At 36.5% G+C, this 19,844-nt stretch carries 21 protein-coding genes; all 21 read left to right on the top strand.

Features of this window, described 5'->3' with window-relative positions:
• Positions 1–75 precede the first annotated feature (75 nt).
• Positions 76–1,071 carry a beta-ketoacyl-ACP synthase III gene (locus AWV75_RS17095; protein ID WP_060875514.1) on the top strand — a complete coding sequence of 332 codons (996 nt, stop codon included), beginning with the start codon at positions 76–78 and terminating at the stop codon, positions 1,069–1,071.
• A gap of 35 nt (positions 1,072–1,106) precedes the next feature.
• Positions 1,107–1,589 carry an acetyl-CoA carboxylase biotin carboxyl carrier protein gene (gene accB / locus AWV75_RS17090; protein ID WP_002989035.1) on the top strand — a complete coding sequence of 161 codons (483 nt, stop codon included), beginning with the start codon at positions 1,107–1,109 and terminating at the stop codon, positions 1,587–1,589.
• Positions 1,590–1,656: 67 nt separating this feature from the next.
• Positions 1,657–3,009: an acetyl-CoA carboxylase biotin carboxylase subunit gene (gene accC / locus AWV75_RS17085; protein ID WP_060875513.1), complete on the top strand. Its 1,353-nt coding sequence runs from the start codon at positions 1,657–1,659 to the stop codon at positions 3,007–3,009.
• A 188-nt stretch (positions 3,010–3,197) separates the two neighbouring features.
• Positions 3,198–3,578, top strand: a complete 381-nt coding sequence (locus tag AWV75_RS17080) for a hypothetical protein (RefSeq protein WP_060875512.1) — start codon at positions 3,198–3,200, stop codon at positions 3,576–3,578.
• Between the two features lie 85 nt (positions 3,579–3,663).
• Positions 3,664–4,959 (top strand): hypothetical protein, encoded by a 1,296-nt coding sequence (locus tag AWV75_RS17075; protein ID WP_060875511.1) that lies wholly within the window; start codon positions 3,664–3,666, stop codon positions 4,957–4,959.
• Between the two features lie 145 nt (positions 4,960–5,104).
• Positions 5,105–5,305 carry a cold-shock protein gene (locus AWV75_RS17070; protein WP_060875510.1) on the top strand — a complete coding sequence of 67 codons (201 nt, stop codon included), beginning with the start codon at positions 5,105–5,107 and terminating at the stop codon, positions 5,303–5,305.
• Between the two features lie 209 nt (positions 5,306–5,514).
• Positions 5,515–5,880, top strand: a complete 366-nt coding sequence (locus tag AWV75_RS17065) for an NADH-quinone oxidoreductase subunit A (protein WP_002989025.1) — start codon at positions 5,515–5,517, stop codon at positions 5,878–5,880.
• 12 nt (positions 5,881–5,892) lie between these two features.
• Positions 5,893–6,447 (top strand): NADH-quinone oxidoreductase subunit B, encoded by a 555-nt coding sequence (locus AWV75_RS17060; protein ID WP_060875509.1) that lies wholly within the window; start codon positions 5,893–5,895, stop codon positions 6,445–6,447.
• A gap of 2 nt (positions 6,448–6,449) precedes the next feature.
• A complete protein-coding gene (locus AWV75_RS17055) occupies positions 6,450–6,971 on the top strand; it encodes an NADH-quinone oxidoreductase subunit C (RefSeq protein WP_002989021.1) in 522 nt (173 codons plus the stop codon).
• Positions 6,972–6,993: 22 nt separating this feature from the next.
• Positions 6,994–8,229 carry an NADH-quinone oxidoreductase subunit D gene (locus AWV75_RS17050; RefSeq protein WP_060875508.1) on the top strand — a complete coding sequence of 412 codons (1,236 nt, stop codon included), beginning with the start codon at positions 6,994–6,996 and terminating at the stop codon, positions 8,227–8,229.
• A 3-nt stretch (positions 8,230–8,232) separates the two neighbouring features.
• On the top strand, positions 8,233–8,763 hold the full coding sequence (locus AWV75_RS17045) for an NADH-quinone oxidoreductase subunit NuoE family protein (RefSeq protein WP_002989017.1): 531 nt from the start codon (positions 8,233–8,235) through the stop codon (positions 8,761–8,763).
• Positions 8,764–8,767: 4 nt separating this feature from the next.
• Positions 8,768–10,126, top strand: a complete 1,359-nt coding sequence (gene nuoF / locus AWV75_RS17040) for an NADH-quinone oxidoreductase subunit NuoF (protein WP_060875507.1) — start codon at positions 8,768–8,770, stop codon at positions 10,124–10,126.
• A gap of 30 nt (positions 10,127–10,156) precedes the next feature.
• The gene (locus AWV75_RS17035) at positions 10,157–11,182 is read left to right on the top strand and encodes a 2Fe-2S iron-sulfur cluster-binding protein (protein WP_060875506.1); all 1,026 of its coding nucleotides are present in this window, start codon (positions 10,157–10,159) and stop codon (positions 11,180–11,182) included.
• A gap of 11 nt (positions 11,183–11,193) precedes the next feature.
• Positions 11,194–12,225 carry an NADH-quinone oxidoreductase subunit NuoH gene (nuoH, locus tag AWV75_RS17030; RefSeq protein WP_002989011.1) on the top strand — a complete coding sequence of 344 codons (1,032 nt, stop codon included), beginning with the start codon at positions 11,194–11,196 and terminating at the stop codon, positions 12,223–12,225.
• A 6-nt stretch (positions 12,226–12,231) separates the two neighbouring features.
• Positions 12,232–12,780, top strand: coding sequence for a NuoI/complex I 23 kDa subunit family protein (locus AWV75_RS17025; RefSeq protein ID WP_060875505.1), 549 nt, complete (start codon positions 12,232–12,234; stop codon positions 12,778–12,780).
• A gap of 2 nt (positions 12,781–12,782) precedes the next feature.
• Positions 12,783–13,298, top strand: coding sequence for an NADH-quinone oxidoreductase subunit J family protein (locus AWV75_RS17020; RefSeq protein WP_060875504.1), 516 nt, complete (start codon positions 12,783–12,785; stop codon positions 13,296–13,298).
• 2 nt (positions 13,299–13,300) lie between these two features.
• Complete coding sequence (gene nuoK / locus AWV75_RS17015; RefSeq protein ID WP_002989006.1) at positions 13,301–13,621, top strand: NADH-quinone oxidoreductase subunit NuoK; 321 nt, start codon at positions 13,301–13,303, stop codon at positions 13,619–13,621.
• 6 nt (positions 13,622–13,627) lie between these two features.
• Positions 13,628–15,514, top strand: a complete 1,887-nt coding sequence (gene nuoL / locus AWV75_RS17010; protein ID WP_060875503.1) for an NADH-quinone oxidoreductase subunit L — start codon at positions 13,628–13,630, stop codon at positions 15,512–15,514.
• Positions 15,515–15,523: 9 nt separating this feature from the next.
• Entirely contained in the window at positions 15,524–16,957 is a 1,434-nt protein-coding gene (locus AWV75_RS17005) for a complex I subunit 4 family protein (protein ID WP_060875502.1), read from the top strand.
• Positions 16,958–17,005: 48 nt separating this feature from the next.
• Positions 17,006–18,385, top strand: a complete 1,380-nt coding sequence (locus AWV75_RS17000; RefSeq protein WP_060875501.1) for an NADH-quinone oxidoreductase subunit N — start codon at positions 17,006–17,008, stop codon at positions 18,383–18,385.
• A gap of 206 nt (positions 18,386–18,591) precedes the next feature.
• Positions 18,592–19,788 carry an IS256 family transposase gene (locus tag AWV75_RS16995; protein WP_060874578.1) on the top strand — a complete coding sequence of 399 codons (1,197 nt, stop codon included), beginning with the start codon at positions 18,592–18,594 and terminating at the stop codon, positions 19,786–19,788.
• Positions 19,789–19,844 lie beyond the last annotated feature (56 nt).

Below are 19,844 nucleotides of genomic sequence, written 5' to 3'. Positions count from 1 at the left end.
AAAGGCTCCAGTTCGTTTTTTTTTCGTAATTTTCGCTTCTTTTTGGAATGTTTTTATAAAGTAAAGCAACACCATATGACAAAAATACATGCAGCCATTACTGCTGTTGGTTGTTATTTGCCCGAGACAAAGTTAACCAACGCGGATTTAGAGAAAATGGTTGAAACTAACGACGAGTGGATAACCTCTCGAACAGGAATTAAAGAACGTCGCATTCTTAAAGAACCTGGACAAGGCTCTTCGTATATGGCTATCAAAGCTGCGGAGAATCTAATTAAAAAATCAGGAGTAGATCCGAAAGAAATAGACTTAGTCCTATTATCAACCGCTACTCCAGACATGCCTGTAGCTATCACAGGAGTATATGTAGCTTCACAAATTGGTGCTACGAATGCTTTTGCTTTCGATTTACAAGCGGCTTGTTCAAGCTTCTTATATGGAATGTCTGTTGCTTCTGCTTATATCGAATCTGGTAAATACAAAAAAGTACTGTTAATCGGATCGGATAAAATGTCCTCTATTATCGATTATACGGATCGTGCAACTTGCATTATTTTTGGAGATGCTGCCGGAGCAGTTTTATTTGAACCCAATACGGATGGTTACGGAATTATAGATGAATATCTACGAAGTGACGGAATCGGAAGAGAATACTTAAAAATTGACGCTGGTGGTTCTATTTTACCAGCAAGTGCTGAAACAGTTGCCAATAAACAACACTATGTTTTCCAAGACGGAAAAACTGTTTTCAAATATGCCGTATCAAACATGGCTGATGTCAGTGAGAAAATCATGCAACGCAACAATTTAACACACAGTGATGTAAATTGGTTGGCTGCACATCAAGCAAACAAACGCATTATCGATGCTACTGCTCACCGCATGGGAGTGGACGATTCTAAAGTTCTAATGAACATCGAGCGATACGGAAATACAACCTCTGCTACTTTACCCTTATTATTATGTGATTATGAAAACCAATTAAAGAAAGGTGATAATATTATCTTTGCTACCTTTGGTGGAGGATTCACATGGGGATCAATATATTTAAAGTGGGCTTACAATAGTTAATTAATTTAGGAAAAACAACTAACCAATACATTAGTATGGACATTAAAGAAATTCAAAACCTAATCAAATTCGTAGCGAAATCAGGAGCTACAGAAGTAAAATTAGAAATGGATGATTTTAAAATCACCATCAAGACGACAGAAACAGGAAGCACTGAAACAACGTATATCCAACAAGTTCCAGTTGCACCATCAATGCCACAAGCACCTGTAGCTGCAGCACCAGTTGCAACTAGTGAAGCTCCAGCAGCTGCACCACAAGCAGGAGAAGATGCAAAATACATCACTGTAAAATCTCCAATCATCGGAACATTCTACAGAAAACCAGCACCAGACAAAGCTCCTTTCGCAGAAGTAGGAACAGTAATCAAACCTGGAGATGTAGTTTGTGTTATTGAAGCAATGAAGTTATTCAACGAAATCGAATCTGAAGTATCAGGTAAAATCGTGAAAATCTTAGTTGACGATTCGTCACCTGTTGAGTTTGATCAACCTTTATTCTTAGTTGACCCATCTTAAGAAATTAAACAACCCTTTTTTGCTTGCGAAAAAGAAAAGTACAATTTAGAATTTAAAATTTCAGAAGATGTTTAAAAAAATATTAGTAGCTAATAGAGGTGAAATTGCTTTACGCATCATTAGAACGTGTAAAGAAATGGGAATAAAAACTGTAGCTGTTTATTCAACTGCAGATGCAGACAGCCTTCACGTACGTTTCGCTGACGAAGCAGTATGTATTGGACCTGCACCCTCAAACCTATCGTATTTAAAAATTTCCAACATTATCGCTGCAGCTGAAATCACAAATGCTGATGCGATTCACCCTGGATATGGTTTCTTAGCTGAAAATGCAAAGTTTTCTAAAATCTGTCAAGAGCACGGAGTAAAATTTATCGGTGCTTCTCCTGAGATGATTGAAAAAATGGGAGACAAAGCAACAGCTAAAGAAACAATGAAGTTAGCTGGAGTACCAACAGTTCCAGGTTCTGATGGGTTATTAGAGTCATTAGAACACGCAAAGAAAACAGCCAAAGAAATTGGTTACCCTGTCATGATGAAAGCAACTGCTGGAGGTGGTGGTAAAGGGATGCGTGAGATCTTCAAAGAAGAAGAAATCGAGAGAGCGTGGGAAAGTGCTCGTCAAGAAGCTGCTGCTGCTTTTGGAAATGATGGAATGTACATGGAAAAACTAATCGTTGATCCACGTCACATCGAAATCCAAGTAGTAGGAGATTCGTATGGTAAAGCCTGTCACTTATCTGAAAGAGACTGTTCAATCCAAAGACGTCACCAAAAACTTACTGAAGAAACTCCTTCTCCATTCATGACGGATGAATTGAGAGACAAGATGGGATTAGCTGCTGTAAAAGCTGCTGAATTCATCAAATACGAAGGAGCAGGAACGATTGAGTTCTTAGTGGACAAAGATCGCAACTTCTACTTCATGGAAATGAATACGCGTATCCAAGTGGAGCACCCAATTACAGAACAAGTGATTGATTACGATTTAATTCGCGAACAAATCCTAGTTGCTGCTGGTGTGCCAATCTCTGGTAAAAACTATACGCCTAAATTACACTCAATCGAATGTCGTATCAACGCAGAAGATCCATTTAATGACTTCAGACCTTCTCCAGGAAGAATCACAACGTTGCATGCGCCAGGAGGACATGGAGTACGTTTAGATACACACGTGTATTCAGGATACTCTATTCCGCCAAACTACGATTCAATGATTGCAAAGTTGATCACAACTGCTCAAACAAGAGAAGAAGCAATCAACAAAATGAAACGTGCATTGGACGAGTTTGTAATCGAAGGAATTAAAACAACAATTCCTTTCCACAGACAGTTGATGGATGATCCAAATTATAGAGCAGGTAATTATACCACTGCTTTCATGGAATCATTTCACATGAAACCATTAGAAGAAGAATAATATTTTTATTTATCCATAGAAAAGGCCACCTGCTAGCAGGTGGCCTTTTTTTATATTAACAATAGAAATAATTTTGATTATTTAATAAATAATTCACATATTATTAAGTTAATTAAATGCTAATTAAAAAACATGCGCTTTAATAATCAGTAACTTAACTAAAGTATAACTATAAAAATTTATCAATTATGAAGAATTTAGCACTTATCTTACTCGTTCTTTGTGCGTCCTTTTCAACTAAAGGATGGGCACAAACGCAAAGTTATAGTATGGATGGCTATCCAACTACAACATCAACTTATGGCAAAGACGGAAACGGAAAAATGGTTGTAATATCAACGGTCTCATGTGATGGAACACGTAATGTTGATTGTTTTAATTTAACTTGCTCTTGTGATCTACCTTTAAGCAAGTCAAAAGAATCTTTTGATATGTTGTTAGAACAAGAAGCAACTTTATCTTATTACAAAGAAGGTACAAAAATTATCGAATCTGGTCTACTTAAACGATTTAAGGGAGACTTCTTTAATCACACCTCCTCTTTTGTCATTGAAATGACAAAAAGATAATACGTTTGTCAAGCTAAAAAAGACCTCTTCAAAAATAAGAGAGGTCTTTTTTATCAAGTATAGAATCTTTTAACTTCCAAGTACCATGAAAAAGTTATTCTTGTACACTATAGCCTTTTTAAGTTTTTTTTCTACCCTAGCTCAGGATTATCAAGCGATAGATCTTTATTTAAAAGAAAAAATAGATATACAAACTCACACAGAACAAGGAGAATTTGAGAGCCTTAATATTCTATTAACCACCAATGATTGCGACAATTGTATCCCCATGCTCTACAATTATATCAAGGATGTAAAGGAAAAAAAACCATACACAGTAAATATTATAACTGACAATAAAGCTTATGCTAAAAAAACATTAGGTAATGCAGTCAATTTTAAATACAACTTATATTATGACAAAGAAGTTTTTTCAAAGTTTCTAAAAGGTCGTTCTGGTATCTACTATATAGACACCAATTCAACAATTTACGATGATGACAAAGACATCAGAGTAAAGCTCAAAAATGCAGAAGATAGACAAGAATTTTTCATGAGTCTCAACAACAATCCAAAGATTCAACTATTAGCACAAGATTCATTAATGAGTAATCCTCCATTTATAACTTCTACCGTTTTACCCAACAATCAACTTCTTATTTTTGACAACAAGATGGACGTTGCTCTTGTTTTAAATATTATAGACAATACGGACTCCCTAGTAGTAACTAAAAAGAGTTATTTCACTCCCACTATAAAAAACAGTATAAAACTTTTTAACCTTCCGGGTTTAGGAGATAACGGATTATCATTTGAAGAAAGTCAAAAAACTTCTCAATACTTTCTAAAAAACATGATAAAGCTATATTCAATTACCTATTCGAATCAACGATACTACGCAACTTTTAGTGTTACAAGAGCATATAAGAAGGATAACAACATCCGCTTCTTTTCTACGTACTTCGTAGGAACGACAAAGGCAACAAAAATAAATCCTGAAACTATACTTGATGCCTCTACCTACGATTCTTATTACCAAATTGATGATTTACCTTATGAAGGAAAGAATTATAGAATTATTACTGACACTAGAACCAAACCTCAAATTGTCACAGATAATGAACTCAAATGGCGTGTTAGAATGCCAGATGACAACAAACGAAAAGTAACTTATTCTGGTTTAGCTACTCTGGAATTAAAAAACCAAATGGTTAACATGACAGGAATAGATACAAAATTTGAAGAATTCATCGATTTAAATGCGCTAATCAAATGGAAAAATAAAACCTACTATCTCTCTAGACACATCACAGATGAAGAAAACAATCAAGGTTACTTATTCCTACAAGAGTTCAACAGTACGTATATAAATGAATACGCTGAGAAAGTAGAAACATTATAAAAACCCCTATATTTTAGCAAATATCAGCTCTTAAAATTAGAAAAAACACAAGCTGGAATATTTTTTAGTAAAAAATTCAAATTCAATTCCTTTAGACTCCAAAAAAACTATATATTTGGTGTTCTAATATTTTTATTTTTTTAAAATGCACACAGGCGTAATTAAATTCTTCAACGAAGACAAAGGATTCGGTTTCATTACTAATGAAGCTACTAAACAAGACATCTTTGTTCACATCACAGGTTTAAGAACAAAGAATGTTGAACAAGGTAACCGCGTTTCTTACGAAGAGGAACAAGGTAAAAAAGGGCTTATTGCCACTAATGTACTAGTGATAGAAGATTAAGAAAATATATATAATTTTCCGTTACAGTAAAGCTATCTAACTCGCGTTAGGTAGCTTTTTTTTATTCCCTTACCCACTATTTATAATTAATCTAAATACATATTGGGCTATATTAAAGAATTAGCACAAGACCAAGAGTTCCAAAGCTTTGTAAAGACGATCTAGGGCTCTATATTTGTATGTTGTATTCTAACATAAAACTTGTACTTATGCAATCAAGTCAACTCGATTTTATACCAATTTTAATGCAAATTGCACTAGCTGCGGGATTTGTATCTATGACGATATGGGTTTCTGGGAAACTAGGACCTAGAAAAAAATCAAAAATCAAGGATAGTACTTGGGAATGTGGACTAGAATCATTGGGAAACGCACGTATTCCTTTTAACGTAAAGTATTTCTTAGTTGCTATTCTCTTTGTTCTATTTGATGTTGAAGTAGTATTCCTTTATCCTTGGGCGATGAACTTTCAAGAATTGGGATGGGAAGGATTGGCCAAAATGGGAATTTTCTTATTCCTTTTGGTAGTTGGACTATTATATGAATTTAAAAAGAAGGGTCTCGAATGGGATTAAAAAACTAGGAAGATGAGCGATAAAAAATATAAAACAGTAGAAGCTCCTGAAGGATATGTAGGAGAAGGTTTTTTTGCCACTAAATTAAGTGAAGTAGTTGGTTTGGCACGTTCTAACTCAATGTGGCCTTTACCTTTTGCCACTTCATGTTGTGGTATTGAATTTATGGCAACCATGGCTGCAACGTATGATATTGCCCGTTTTGGATCAGAGCGTATGAGTTTCTCTCCTAGACAAGCAGATATGTTGATGGTAATGGGAACTATTTCAAAAAAAATGGCCCCTATCCTACGCCAAGTATACGAACAAATGGCTGAGCCTAAATGGGTAATCGCTGTTGGTGCTTGTGCTTCTTCAGGTGGTATTTTTGACACCTATTCTGTATTACAAGGAATTGATAAAGTGATTCCAGTAGACGTATATGTGCCTGGATGCCCTCCTCGACCAGAACAGATTCTTGATGGCGTTATGAGATTGCATGAAATCGTTAAAGCGGAATCAGTATATAGACGTGGTACAAAAGAATACGATGAGTTATTAAAATCGTATAACATAGAAAGTAAATAGATATGGCATTAGATAATCAAACCATTCAAAAAGCTTTAATCGACCAATTTGGTTTGTCGGTTAAGGAATTTCACGAACAACACGACATGCTTATTTTTGAAGTCGCGCCGGATACTCTTCACGCAGTTGTTCAGTTTTTGAAAGAAAATGACCAGATGAATTTCAACTTTCTAACGGATGTTTGTGGGGTTCATTACCCAGATTCAGAAGAAGATCGTCAATTTGCCGTGGTATACCACATGCACAATTGGATGGACAACGTGAGAATTCGCTTCAAAACCTTTTTGAACAGCAAAAATCCAACCGTTGATTCTGTTGTAGATTTATTCAAATCTGCGAATTGGCAAGAAAGAGAAACCTATGATTTCTACGGCATTAAGTTCAAGAATCATCCACAATTGAAACGTATTTTAAATATGGATGAAATGGAATCTTTCCCACTGCGCAAAGAATTTCCATTGGAAGATGAAGGAAGAACAGACAAAGACGATCGATTCTTTGGTAGAACGATTCACAATTGTTAATAACTGATTAAGATTCAAGATTATGTCAGATTTATTATTACCACCGGAACAGAGATACGCGAAGCTGATTGAGGAAAAGTTTCAAGAAGATGGAACAGAGTTACAGATCTTAAACTTAGGTCCTACGCACCCCGCAACGCATGGTATCTTTCAAAATATTATCTTATTAGATGGGGAAAAGGTTCTAGATGGAGAAGGAACTGTGGGTTATATCCACCGTGCCTTTGAAAAAATCGCAGAAAACCGCCCATTCTACCAAATTAACGTATTAACCGATCGTTTGAACTATTGTTCATCACCGATTAACAATACGGCTTGGTGGATGACTGTAGAAAAAGCTTTGGGTATTGATATTCCTAAACGCGTGCAATACATGCGCGTAATTGTAATGGAATTAGCACGTATCGCAGACCACATCATTTGTAGTTCTGTTATGGGTGTAGATACAGGAGCCCTAACTGGATTCTTATATGTATTCCAATACAGAGAAAAAATATACGAAATCTACGAAGAAATCTCAGGTGCTCGTTTAACGACAAACATGGGACGTATTGGTGGATTCGAAAGAGAATGGAGCCCAACGGTATTCAAAAAAATTGAAGAATTTTTAGCTGAATTTCCTGCTATTTGGAGCGAATTTGAAGGTTTATTGACTAGAAATAGAATCTTCATGGATCGTACTGTAGGTGTAGGTGGAATCTCTGCAGAAGACGCTATCAACTTCGGATTTACAGGACCAAACTTACGTGCGGCAGGTGTAGATTACGACGTTCGCGTCGCTACTCCTTACTGCTCATATGAAGATTTTGAGTTTGAAATCCCCGTAGGAACCGCTGGTGATTGCTACGACCGTTTCTGTGTGCGTAACGCAGAAGTTTGGGAAAGTATGAAAATCATTCGTCAAGCGTTGGATAAAATGCCGGAAGGCCCTTACCACGCAGATGTTCCAGAATACTACCTTCCTCCAAAAGAAGATGTATACACCAATATGGAGGCTTTAATTTATCACTTCAAAATTGTGATGGGTGAAGTGCCAGTTCCAGTAACTGAATTGTACCACGCGGTTGAAGGAGGTAATGGTGAACTAGGATTCTACTTGATCACTGATGGTAGTAGAACACCGTATCGCTTGCATTTCAGAAGACCTTGCTTTATCATTTACCAAGCGTACAATGACATCGTAAGAGGAGGTATGCTATCAGATGCGATTATTACCCTATCAAGTTTAAACATCATTGCAGGAGAATTAGACGCTTAAATCATGGAAACGAAGAAATACAAACAAAATATAAATATCACGCCTGAACTTCAACAACGCATTGACGAATTGTTGAGCCACTACCCTGCTGATAAAAAGAAATCAGCACTTTTACCTGTTTTACACGCAGCACAAGATGCACATGACAATTGGTTAAGCGTAGAATTAATGGATAAAGTAGCGGAGATATTGGGCATTTCATCTATCGAAGTATACGAGGTAGTTACCTTCTATACGATGTACAACCAAAAACCAATGGGTACGTATATGTTCGAGTTTTGCTTAACTTCATGCTGTGGCATCCGTGGAGCAGACGATATGATGGAATACGCTTGTGAAAAATTAGGTATTAAACCAGGAGAAACAACACCTGATGGGTTATTTTCTGTAGTGGGTGTTCAGTGCTTAGGCGCTTGTGGATATGCACCCATGATGCAGCTAGGAGACTTTTATAAAGAGCACTTAACGCGAGAAAAGATCGACCAAATCATTGATGATTGTAAAGCAGGAAAAGTAATTCTTCACGACAAATAGTAATATGGCGACAAAAATATTATTAGACAAAATCAATATCCCTGGGATAAAATCATACGAAGTATATCGTCAAAATGGCGGGTATGCATCGGTTGAAAAGGCATTGAAAACAATGGCTCCAGACGATATTACAGAACAGGTAAAAGCATCAGGACTAAGAGGTCGTGGAGGTGCAGGTTTCCCTGTTGGTTTAAAATGGAGTTTCATCGACAAAAAATCAGGTAAACCAAGACACTTGGTATGTAACGCCGATGAATCTGAACCAGGAACATTTAAAGATCGATACTTAATGGAATATATCCCTCACTTGTTAATTGAGGGAATGATTACGGCAAGTTATGCCTTAGGAGCAAACTTATCATACATCTATATCCGTGGTGAATATATGTGGGTATTCAAAACCTTAGAAAGAGCCATCAAAGAAGCATATGCTGCTGGATGGTTAGGGAAGAATATCCTAGGAACTGATTACTCGCTTGATTTACACGTGCACTGTGGTGCTGGAGCGTATATCTGTGGAGAGGAAACAGCCTTAATTGAATCTTTAGAAGGAAAAAGAGGAAATCCTCGAATCAAACCACCTTTCCCTGCGGTAAGCGGTTTATGGGGAAATCCAACGGTAGTAAACAACGTAGAATCAATTGCTAATATTCCATGGATTGTCAACAATTCTGGTGATGATTATGCTAAAATTGGTTTGGGTCGTTCTACAGGAACAAAATTAATTTCTGCTTCAGGACACATCAGAAAACCTGGCGTTTACGAAATTGAAATGGGTATTACTGTAGAGGAATTTATCAATTCTGATGAATATTGTGGTGGAATGATGGACGATCGTCCAATCAAGGCTTTAATCCCTGGAGGATCATCTGTGCCTATCTTACCTGCTCATTTAATATATAAAACAGCTAACGGTGAAGATCGTCTCATGACGTATGAATCTTTATCAGATGGTGGTTTTGAAAGTGGATCGATGTTGGGATCTGGTGGTTTTATTGTATACAATGATACCGCTTGTATCGTAAGAAATACATGGAACTTTGCTCGTTTCTATGCGCATGAAAGCTGTGGACAATGTTCACCTTGTCGCGAAGGAACAGGATGGATGGAGAAAGTATTGCACCGCATTGAAACTGGACATGGAACCATGGAGGATATTGATTTACTATGGAATATCCAAAGCAATATTGAAGGTAACACAATTTGTCCTTTAGGAGATGCTGCTGCTTGGCCAGTTGCTGCTGCTATTAGACATTTTAGAGAGGAGTTTGAATATCACGTTTTATTCCCAGAAAAAGTAAAAGACAGAAATCACTATGTCAATGAACCTTTTGCGAGCGTAAAACACCTGATTAATAAATAATGCTAATTTTTTAGCTAAAAAGCACAATTTATGAAAGTTACTATAGACGGACATGAAATAGAAGTAGAACCAGGAACATCCATTCTACAAGCAGCAAGAATGATTGGTGGGGAATCAGTTCCACCAGCGATGTGCTATTACTCAAAACTAGAAGGAACGGGAGGAAAATGTAGAGCTTGTTTGGTTGAAGTTTCAAAAGGTAGTGAAGCAGATCCACGTCCGATGCCAAAACTAATGGCTTCTTGTAAAACAGGAGTTATGGATGGTATGGAAGTAAAAAGCATCTCTTCACCGCGAGTTTTAGAAGCGAGAAAATCAGTAACCGAATTTCTGTTGATTAATCACCCTTTAGACTGTCCTGTTTGTGATCAAGCTGGAGAATGTGATTTACAAAACTTAGCGTTTCAACACGGTAAAGAACAAAAAAGATATCAAGAAGAAAAGAGAACCTTTGAACCTGAAAACATAGGAGATAACATCCAATTACACATGAATCGTTGTATTCTGTGCTACCGTTGCGTAAAAACAGCAGAGCAATTAACAGATGAACGCGTACACGGCGTTTGTGGTAGAGGGGAACACGCTCAAATCTCTACTTATATTTCAGCGGCCATTGAAAATGAATTCTCAGGAAACATGATTGACGTATGTCCTGTAGGAGCATTAACAGATAAAACCTTCCGTTTTAAATCTCGTGTTTGGTTTAACAAACCTTACAATGCTCACCGCAACTGCCCTACTTGTTCTGGAAAAGTAACCCTGTGGATGTTTGGAGAAGAAATTCAACGAGTAACAGCACGCAAAGACGAATTCCACGAGGTAGAGGAATTTATCTGTAATTCTTGTCGCTTTGACCACAAAGAAACAACGGATTGGGTAATTGAAGGGCCGCGTAAATTCGAAAAATTCTCTGTAATCAATCAAAACAACTACACGAAGAAATTAGATCACGTAGTGATTAAAACAGAAGAACACATATTAGAAGGACGTGAGCAGGATCGCAAAAAGATCAGTATGAAAGCTATCCCTTTTACTAATGAAGAATCTAAAGAATAAAACGGTATAAAATGGATAAAGCAATTATTATTGATAAAGCAGTTATTATTGTAGTTGTATTCGCAATTACAATGCTTATGGCGATGTATGCTACGTTAGCTGAACGAAAAATTGCAGCGTGGATACAAGATCGTTTAGGTCCAAACCGTGCAGGTAAAGGAGGGGTTTTACAACCGCTAGCCGATGGTTTAAAACTATTTGCTAAAGAAGAGTATGAACCTACTACACCTAACCGATTCTTATTCAAATTTGGTCCTTTCCTAGCCATGACCTTGGCACTTATGACAAGTGCTGTATTGCCTTGGGGTGACAAATTTGTTCTTTTTGGAAGAGAAATTATTTTACAAGCCGCAGATCTTAACGTAGGAATCTTATACGTTCTTGCCGTATTATCTGTTGGTGTTTACGGTATTATGATTGGTGCTTGGGCATCTAATAATAAATATTCTTTGATGAGTGGTATTCGTGCTGCTTCTCAAATGATTTCGTACGAAATTGCAATGGGACTTTCACTTATCTCTTTGTTGTTACTGACACAAAGTATGAGTATGAGAGAAATCGCGTTGCAACAAAGTGGAATGAACTGGAATGTATTTTATCAACCGCTAGGTTTCTTAATCTTCTTAATTTGTTCATTCGCTGAAACAAATAGAGCCCCTTTCGACTTAGCTGAATGTGAACAAGAGTTAATCGGTGGATTCCACACAGAATATTCTTCGATGAAAATGGGATTCTTCTTATTCGCAGAATACGCAAACTTATTTATTTCTTCTGCAATCATCGCAGTGTTATACTTTGGAGCATATAACTATCCAGGTATGTCATGGGCTGTTGAAAATTGGGGAGTAAACATTGCAAATGTCTTGGGAATTGTTGCTCTTTTTATAAAAATCTGTTTCTTCATCTTTGTATACATGTGGGTACGTTGGACTTTACCGCGTTTCCGTTATGACCAATTGATGAACTTAGGATGGAAATCATTAATCCCATTGGCATTATTGAACTTAATCGTTACAGCAGTTGTAATCTTACTATTAAACTAATTAAACATGTCATCAACTAATACATATTCTTTATCAGGAAGAAAGAAGATGGTTTCTAACAAGAAACTAACTTGGAGTGAGCGCATCTATTTGGTTGCGATTATTAAAGGAATGATGGTTACCTTAAAACACATGTTTAAGAAAAAGGTGACAATCTCTTATCCTGAACAAACCCGTCCATTTAGCCCAGTTTACCGTGGTAGACACACGCTAATGCGCGACGACGAAGGAAGAGAGCGCTGTACTGCTTGTGGTTTATGTGCGCTATCTTGTCCTGCAGAAGCCATCACGATGAAAGCAGCAGAACGCAAACCAGAAGAAAAACACTTATACCGCGAGGAAAAGTATGCTGAAATCTATGAGATCAACATGCTTCGTTGTATCTTCTGTGGTTTATGTGAAGAATCTTGTCCTAAACAAGCCATTTACTTGACTAAATCAGGAGAGATTACCAAAGCAGATATCACGCGTGAAAACTTTATCTACGGAAAAGATAAATTGGTTATGCCTTTAGAGGCAGCTATTGCTAATACGAACAAACAGAATCAAGCGTAATTATGATAGAAATTTTATTTTACATCCTTTCGACGATTACACTCGGAAGTGCAGCGTTAACGTTGTTGAGTAAAAACCCTATTCACAGCGCTTTGTGGTTGGTTGTTAGTTTCTTCTCAATAGCAGGTCATTACATCCTATTAAACTCACAATTCTTAGGAATGATCCATATTATGGTATACTCAGGGGCCATCATGATTTTAATGTTATTTACCATCATGTTAATGAACTTAAATATCAGCCACGAAGTATCAAAACCTTTAGTATCTAAAGTAGTAGCAACGATAGCCTTCTGTTTAGTCGGTTTATTGTTGTTATCAATCACTTTAAGAGGAAATCAAGCGTACGAATTGCAATATGCTACCCACGGACAAGACTTCCAGTCAGTTCACGTATTAGGAAAAGTATTATTGAATGAATACGTAGTTCCATTTGAAATGATTGCAGTATTATTATTACTAGCAATGATTGGAGCTGTATTGATTTCTAAAAAAGATAAATCTGAAAAAGCAGCATAATTATGGAAAATGTAATTGAAATCATCGGTATTGACAAATACATCTACTTATCGATTCTATTATTCTGCATCGGAGTATTTGGAATATTATATAGACGAAACGCAATTGTGATGTTTATGTGTATTGAGATTATGTTGAACTCAGCCAATATGCTATTGGTTGCTTTTTCAACTTATCACCAAGATGCACAAGGACAAGTTTTTGTTTTCTTTACTATGGCAGTGGCCGCAGCAGAAGTTGCTGTAGGATTAGCTATCCTCGTATCGATTTACAGAAATATCGGCGCAATTGATATTGATAAATTAAAGAACTTAAAAGGATAATTCCTTATGGATACAAACGTAATTTTACTTTTATTATTAGTCCCATTAATTGGGTCTTTGGTCAATGTTTTCTTCGGAAAAAAATTAGGTAATGGTTCAGGAATTATCGCAACTGTAGCAGTTTTAATTTCTTTTATCATTTCACTATTGGCATTCATCCAAGTGAACAGTACCAAACAACCCATCGAAATTGAACTATTCGAATGGATGGCCTTAGCGAACTTCAATGTTACTTTTGGCTTTTTACTGGATCAACTTTCGTTGTTGTGGTTGTTATTTGTTACTGGAATCGGAACCTTGATTCACTGGTATTCGACCAACTACATGAAAAATGACGAAAACTATGCTAAGTTTTTCGCTTATTTAAATCTATTCATCTTCTTCATGATTGTGTTAGTTACAGGAAGTAACTTACTAATCACATTCATCGGATGGGAAGGTGTAGGATTGTGTTCTTACTTATTAATCGGATTTTGGCATAAAAACCAATCGTATAACGACGCAGCTAAAAAAGCATTCATCATGAACCGCATCGGGGATTTAGGCTTTTTAGTTGGGGTATTTATCTTGGCTTTCTTATTCCAATCATTGGATTATATGACCATCAAAGAAGCTCTAATGCACGGAACAAACCACCAGATCAACATGTGGATTGGATGGGCCGCATTAGCTCTATTCATTGGTGCAGTAGGAAAAAGTGCTCAAATTCCATTGTATACGTGGTTACCTGATGCGATGGCAGGACCAACGCCTGTTTCTGCGTTAATTCACGCAGCAACCATGGTTACTGCAGGTATCTTCTTAATCACTAGATTAAACTTTGTATTTGACTTAGCTCCACATATCCAAAATATCATTGCCATCGTAGGGGCTGTAACTTCATTGTTTGCTGCTACTATTGGTTTGGTACAAACCGATATCAAAAAAGTATTGGCTTATTCAACAGTATCTCAATTGGGATTAATGTTCATGGCTGTAGGTTTTGGTGCTTACGAAATCGCGGTGTTCCACGTGGTAACACACGCCTTCTTCAAAGCTTGTTTATTCTTAGGATCAGGATCGGTTATCCATGCTATGGGTGGAGAACAAGACATGAGAAATATGGGTGGTTTAAAGAAATTTATGCCCGCAACTTATGCAACTTTCCTTTTAGCTACAATCGCTATTTCAGGATTCCCTCCATTCTCAGGATTCTTCTCTAAAGACGAAATCTTATTAACCGCTTTCAGTCATAATCCTGTTTTATACGTAATCGGATCTATCGCGTCTATCATGACGGCCTTCTATATGTTCAGATTGTTATACCTGACTTTCTTCAAAAATTTCAGAGGAACACAAGAACAAAAGAATCATTTGCATGAAAGTCCGACTGCCATTACTGTTCCTTTATGGATCTTAGGTATTTTATCTGTGGTAGGTGGAGTAATTAGCTTACCTGGAAATAGTTGGTTAAACAGCTATTTAGAACCCATTATTGTGAACAGTGCGAACGCACATCCACACGTATTAGGAACTACAGAATACATCCTAATGGCTATCGCTGTTATTGGAGCTTGTATTGGTCTATTTATTGCCTACAGCAAATACATCAAAAAAGGTGAACTTCCTCCTGCAGATGAACAAATGACAGGATTCCACAAAGTATTATACAACAAATACTATATCGACGAAATTTACATGAAAGTAATTGTAAAACCAATTTACGCGCTTGCAGTATTCTTTAGAGATGTAGTAGAAGTAGTATTGTCTGAAGCCATTTATGGCTTAGGAAAAATAGCAGATGGATTATCATTACAAGGAAAAAAAGCACAAAACGGAAACATCGGATTGTACTTATTTGCTTTTGTATTTGGAATCTGTTTGATGTTGTATTATTTATTCATTGCAAGATAATTTAGAGAGATGAACGTAACTATATTATTATTCACGTTATTAGTTGGAGCATTTGCTACGTTTTTAGCAAATAAAACACTTGCCCCTAAAATTGCTTTGCTATTTGGGTTAGTCGCATTTGTAGAAACAATTGCCATCATTTGCCAACACAATTCAGGAGTAAATGCCGGTTTTACGACGCAATGGATTATGAATCCTAATATTCACATTGCCTTAAAAGCGGATGGATTAGCTTTAGCCCTTGTTTTATTAACAACCATGCTAACACCGCTAATCATTTTATCCTCTTTTGGAAATCACATTGAAAAATCAAATCTATTCTACGGATTAGTAATGTTTATGTCATTTGCTATGACTGGAACATTCTTAGCTGCAGACGGATTTTTATACTATATTTTCTGGGAATTATCTTTAATTCCAATCTACTTCATTGCTTTACTATGGGGGAATGATACTTTCGAAGCACGTAAAAAAGCGATTTTTAAATTCTTTATTTACACTTTCGCAGGATCTCTATTCATGTTGGTTGGGTTCATTTACCTGTACCAAAAAGCAGGTAGTTTCTTATTAGCAGATCTATACAACGTAAGCTTAACAAGTCAAGAGCAATACTGGATTTTCCTAGCGTTCTTCTTAGCTTATGCGATTAAAATTCCGATTTTCCCTTTCCATACTTGGCAGGCATCAACCTACGAAAAAGCACCTACTGTTGGAACCATGCTTTTATCTGGGATTATGTTGAAAATGGGATTATACTCAATCATCCGTTGGCAGTTACCGATCACTTCATCAGCAGCGAAAGAGTTGATGCCAACAATTTTAGTATTGTGTATCATCGGCGTGGTATATGGATCAATCGTAGCGTTAAAACAAGTGAACATCAAGCGTTTCTTCGCGTATTCTTCTTTAGCTCACGTTGGTTTAATTGCAGCAGGTGCTTATACCCTAACCTTGGATGGTTTACTAGGAGCGGTTTATCAAATGCTAGCCCACGGTTTTGTCATCGTTGGTTTATTCTACGTAGCTGAAATTATGTACAATAGATTCGAAACAAGAGCCATTAATGAAATGGGAGGAATTCGCCAACAAGCACCACAATTCGCTTCTCTATTCATGATCTTGTTGTTTGCATCGATTGGTTTACCTGGAACATTCAGTTTCATTGGTGAATTCAGCTTACTATACGGTCTATCGCAAATCAATATCTGGTATGCAATCATTGGAGGTACAAGTATCATTTTCGGTGCGTTCTATATGTTGCGCATGTTTCAAAGATCGATGCTAGGTGAAACGAATACCAAAGTATTTAAAGAAGTGTCCGTAAACGAAAAAATTGTATTAGGAGTATTAGTAATCACTGTAATTTTCTTAGGAATTTACCCTAAGCCAATTACCGATTTAATTACACCTAGTTTGGTTGAAATCGTATCCTATATTAAATAACAATTGAGATTCAGCTTATTCTGAAGCCATAATTCCAAAATATAAAAGATGAATACATTAATAGCAGTTGGAGTATTAGCGGTTATCGTTCTACTAGCAGAGATCATTAATTTGAGAAAATTAATCATCCCGCTAACGATTGTAGGACTACTGGGAATTCTGGGTTACACGCTTTGTACGATTGATGTGGTGGAAGCCCATTACAACAATATGATTGTGACTACTAAGTTTTCTAGTGCCTTTACTTCTTTATTTATTGCATTAACTATTTTGTTAGTTGCTTTGAGTAAAGACTTTTATCAAACGCAATTTTCTAAAATATCAGACTATATTTCTTTAAAGTTATTCTTGCTGATGGGAGCAATTTCCATGGTGAGTTTTGGAAATATGGCGATGTTTTTCGTGGGATTAGAAATTCTTTCTATTACCCTATACATTCTTTGTGGATCAGATCGTACTAACATCAAGAGTAACGAATCGGCCATGAAATATTTCTTATTAGGATCTTTTGCTTCTGGAGTAGTTCTATTCGGAATTGCTTTGATTTACGGAGCAACAGGATCTTTTGATTTGGCTCAAATCACACAATTAACAACTAGTAATCCAATGCCTGTGTGGTATGCATTAGGAGTGACGATGGTTATTATCGGTATGCTTTTCAAAATCGCAGCTGTACCTTTCCACTTCTGGGCACCAGACGTATACCAAGGAGCACCAAACTTAACGACGGCTATGATGAGTACGTTGGTAAAAGTGACTGCAGTGGCAACCTTGTACAAAGTATCGATTAACTTGTTACACCAAATGCCTTCGCACTACACCACCGCTATTGTTGTCATTGCAATTTTGACGATGACTGTGGGTAACATCATGGCCCTACGCCAAGATAATATGAAGCGTTTATTAGCATACTCTGGTATTTCACATGCTGGTTTTATGATGATGGCTTTAACAGCATTAGGAAGTGCAACACCAAACCTATTCTACTACGCTACCTCATACGCTTTCGCGGGTATTGCAGCATTTACGGTATTGACTATTGTAACCAAAGGAAAAGATAACGAACATATCAATAACTTCAAAGGATTAGGCAAATCTAACCCCCTTTTAGCCGTTATCTTATCAGTTGCATTATTATCTATGGGTGGTATTCCAATCTTCGCTGGTTTCTTCGGAAAATTCTTCTTATTCACAGAAGCAGTGAAAAACGGATTCATCACGTTAGTCATCTTTGGGGTGATTAACTCCTTCATCAGTATTTACTACTACTTAAAAATTATCATCTTGATGTTTACCAAACAAGAAGAGGAAGTAGAAACAACAACCATCCAAGTGCCTTTATCTTACAAAATCGTAGGTTTAATCGCTGTTGCTGCTGTTGTAGTATTTGGTTTATACCCATCCTTAGTGTTGGGATTATTCAACTAAGAACAAATAAATAACAATTCAATAAATTACCGAAGACCAAGTATTCCTCTGGATACTTGGTCTTTTTTTGTTGACAGTTTACGGTTGACGGTTTACAATTTACGGTTGACAGTTCACGACACTGTACCAAAAACTGTGTAAGTATAAAATTCTGCTTGGGTTAAAACCGCGCAGAATTTTTTTATATATTTAATATTTAAATAGTTATGGAAACAAAAGACCTATTTCCGGATGAGTTTTTCAAACAGTTTAAAACTGGAGATGAACTTCAAAACTTCCTAAAAGACTTACAAAAGCGAGGAATTGAAAAAATGTTAGAAGGCGAGTTAGATGCTCATCTAGATTACGATAAGCATGATTTACGAAAGGAAGAAAATACGCGTAATGGTTACTCTACCAAAAAGATAAAAACGAGTTACGGAGAAGAAGAAATAAAGGTTCCTAGGGATCGTGATGCTAGTTTTAACCCTATGATTATCCCCAAACGAAAAAGCATGGTGGAGGGCTTGGAAAACGTTATTGTTTCCCTTTACGCCAAAGGGATGTCTGTTTCTGATATCGAAGAACAAATACGAGAAGTATATAATTTCGATGTCTCTAAATCCACAATATCTCGTATAACCGATGCTGTTACTGCAGATATTATCGCTTGGCAAAATCGCCCATTAGAACCAGTTTATTTAATTGTTTGGATGGATGGAATTGTATTTAAAGTTCGAGAAGATTCAAAAGTGATTAATAAAACTATTTATATCGCAGTAGGATTAAAACGTGATGGGCGTAAAGAAGTTTTAGGTTTGTGGTTAGGTAAAAATGAGTCATCTTCCTTTTGGATGGGTGTTTTAACGGATATAAAAGCCCGTGGAACTGAGGATATTTTAATTACAGCAACTGACAATTTAAACGGTTTTACTGATACTATTCGCACTGTTTTTCCTGAATCTAAAACGCAGATATGCGTTGTACATCAAATACGAAATGCTTGTAAATACGTTGTTTGGAAAGATAAAAGACCTTTTACTGCTGATATGAAACATATTTATAATGCTCCAAATAAACAAGCTGCGCAAGCTGCTTTTAATGACTTTGCTGTTAAATGGGAACATAAATATTCCTATGCAATACAAAGTTGGAGAAACAATTGGGAAGATCTTACAGTATTCTTTGAATTCCCTATAGAGATTAGAAAAATCATCTATACCACCAATTTAATTGAGAATTTAAACGGTAAAATAAGGAAGTATACCAAGAATAAATTATCCTTTCCTACAGACGAAGCTGTGATGAAATCCGTATATTTGGCTGTAAGAGAAGCAACTAAAAGATGGTCAATGCCAGTAAAAAGCTGGGGAATTATACTTGATCAATTCTTAATCCTATATCAAGAAAGGGTTAGACTTTAATTCAAAACCTAACCCAAGCTTTATTTTTGAACTTACACACTTTAAGAGATAGTGCC

Origin of the sequence: Myroides odoratus, from assembly GCF_001549985.1 — a bacterium.
GTDB classification, from domain to species: domain Bacteria; phylum Bacteroidota; class Bacteroidia; order Flavobacteriales; family Flavobacteriaceae; genus Flavobacterium; species Flavobacterium odoratum_A.
This window is presented reverse-complemented; position numbering and strand designations above follow the sequence as displayed.

What these genes read in the sequence shown, in the direction of transcription:
- AWV75_RS17035 (WP_060875506.1), top strand. Translation starts at nt 10,157, where the DNA reads ATGAAAGTTACTATAGACGGACATGAAATAGAAGTAGAACCAGGAACA.
- nuoL (WP_060875503.1), top strand. Translation starts at nt 13,628, where the DNA reads ATGGATACAAACGTAATTTTACTTTTATTATTAGTCCCATTAATTGGG.
- AWV75_RS17055 (WP_002989021.1), top strand. Translation starts at nt 6,450, where the DNA reads ATGGCATTAGATAATCAAACCATTCAAAAAGCTTTAATCGACCAATTT.
- AWV75_RS16995 (WP_060874578.1), top strand. Translation starts at nt 18,592, where the DNA reads ATGGAAACAAAAGACCTATTTCCGGATGAGTTTTTCAAACAGTTTAAA.
- accB (WP_002989035.1), top strand. Translation starts at nt 1,107, where the DNA reads ATGGACATTAAAGAAATTCAAAACCTAATCAAATTCGTAGCGAAATCA.
- nuoH (WP_002989011.1), top strand. Translation starts at nt 11,194, where the DNA reads ATGGATAAAGCAATTATTATTGATAAAGCAGTTATTATTGTAGTTGTA.
- accC (WP_060875513.1), top strand. Translation starts at nt 1,657, where the DNA reads ATGTTTAAAAAAATATTAGTAGCTAATAGAGGTGAAATTGCTTTACGC.
- AWV75_RS17005 (WP_060875502.1), top strand. Translation starts at nt 15,524, where the DNA reads ATGAACGTAACTATATTATTATTCACGTTATTAGTTGGAGCATTTGCT.
- AWV75_RS17075 (WP_060875511.1), top strand. Translation starts at nt 3,664, where the DNA reads ATGAAAAAGTTATTCTTGTACACTATAGCCTTTTTAAGTTTTTTTTCT.
- AWV75_RS17045 (WP_002989017.1), top strand. Translation starts at nt 8,233, where the DNA reads ATGGAAACGAAGAAATACAAACAAAATATAAATATCACGCCTGAACTT.
- AWV75_RS17095 (WP_060875514.1), top strand. Translation starts at nt 76, where the DNA reads ATGACAAAAATACATGCAGCCATTACTGCTGTTGGTTGTTATTTGCCC.
- AWV75_RS17025 (WP_060875505.1), top strand. Translation starts at nt 12,232, where the DNA reads ATGTCATCAACTAATACATATTCTTTATCAGGAAGAAAGAAGATGGTT.
- AWV75_RS17050 (WP_060875508.1), top strand. Translation starts at nt 6,994, where the DNA reads ATGTCAGATTTATTATTACCACCGGAACAGAGATACGCGAAGCTGATT.
- AWV75_RS17000 (WP_060875501.1), top strand. Translation starts at nt 17,006, where the DNA reads ATGAATACATTAATAGCAGTTGGAGTATTAGCGGTTATCGTTCTACTA.
- AWV75_RS17080 (WP_060875512.1), top strand. Translation starts at nt 3,198, where the DNA reads ATGAAGAATTTAGCACTTATCTTACTCGTTCTTTGTGCGTCCTTTTCA.
- nuoK (WP_002989006.1), top strand. Translation starts at nt 13,301, where the DNA reads ATGGAAAATGTAATTGAAATCATCGGTATTGACAAATACATCTACTTA.
- AWV75_RS17070 (WP_060875510.1), top strand. Translation starts at nt 5,105, where the DNA reads ATGCACACAGGCGTAATTAAATTCTTCAACGAAGACAAAGGATTCGGT.
- AWV75_RS17020 (WP_060875504.1), top strand. Translation starts at nt 12,783, where the DNA reads ATGATAGAAATTTTATTTTACATCCTTTCGACGATTACACTCGGAAGT.
- AWV75_RS17065 (WP_002989025.1), top strand. Translation starts at nt 5,515, where the DNA reads ATGCAATCAAGTCAACTCGATTTTATACCAATTTTAATGCAAATTGCA.
- nuoF (WP_060875507.1), top strand. Translation starts at nt 8,768, where the DNA reads ATGGCGACAAAAATATTATTAGACAAAATCAATATCCCTGGGATAAAA.
- AWV75_RS17060 (WP_060875509.1), top strand. Translation starts at nt 5,893, where the DNA reads ATGAGCGATAAAAAATATAAAACAGTAGAAGCTCCTGAAGGATATGTA.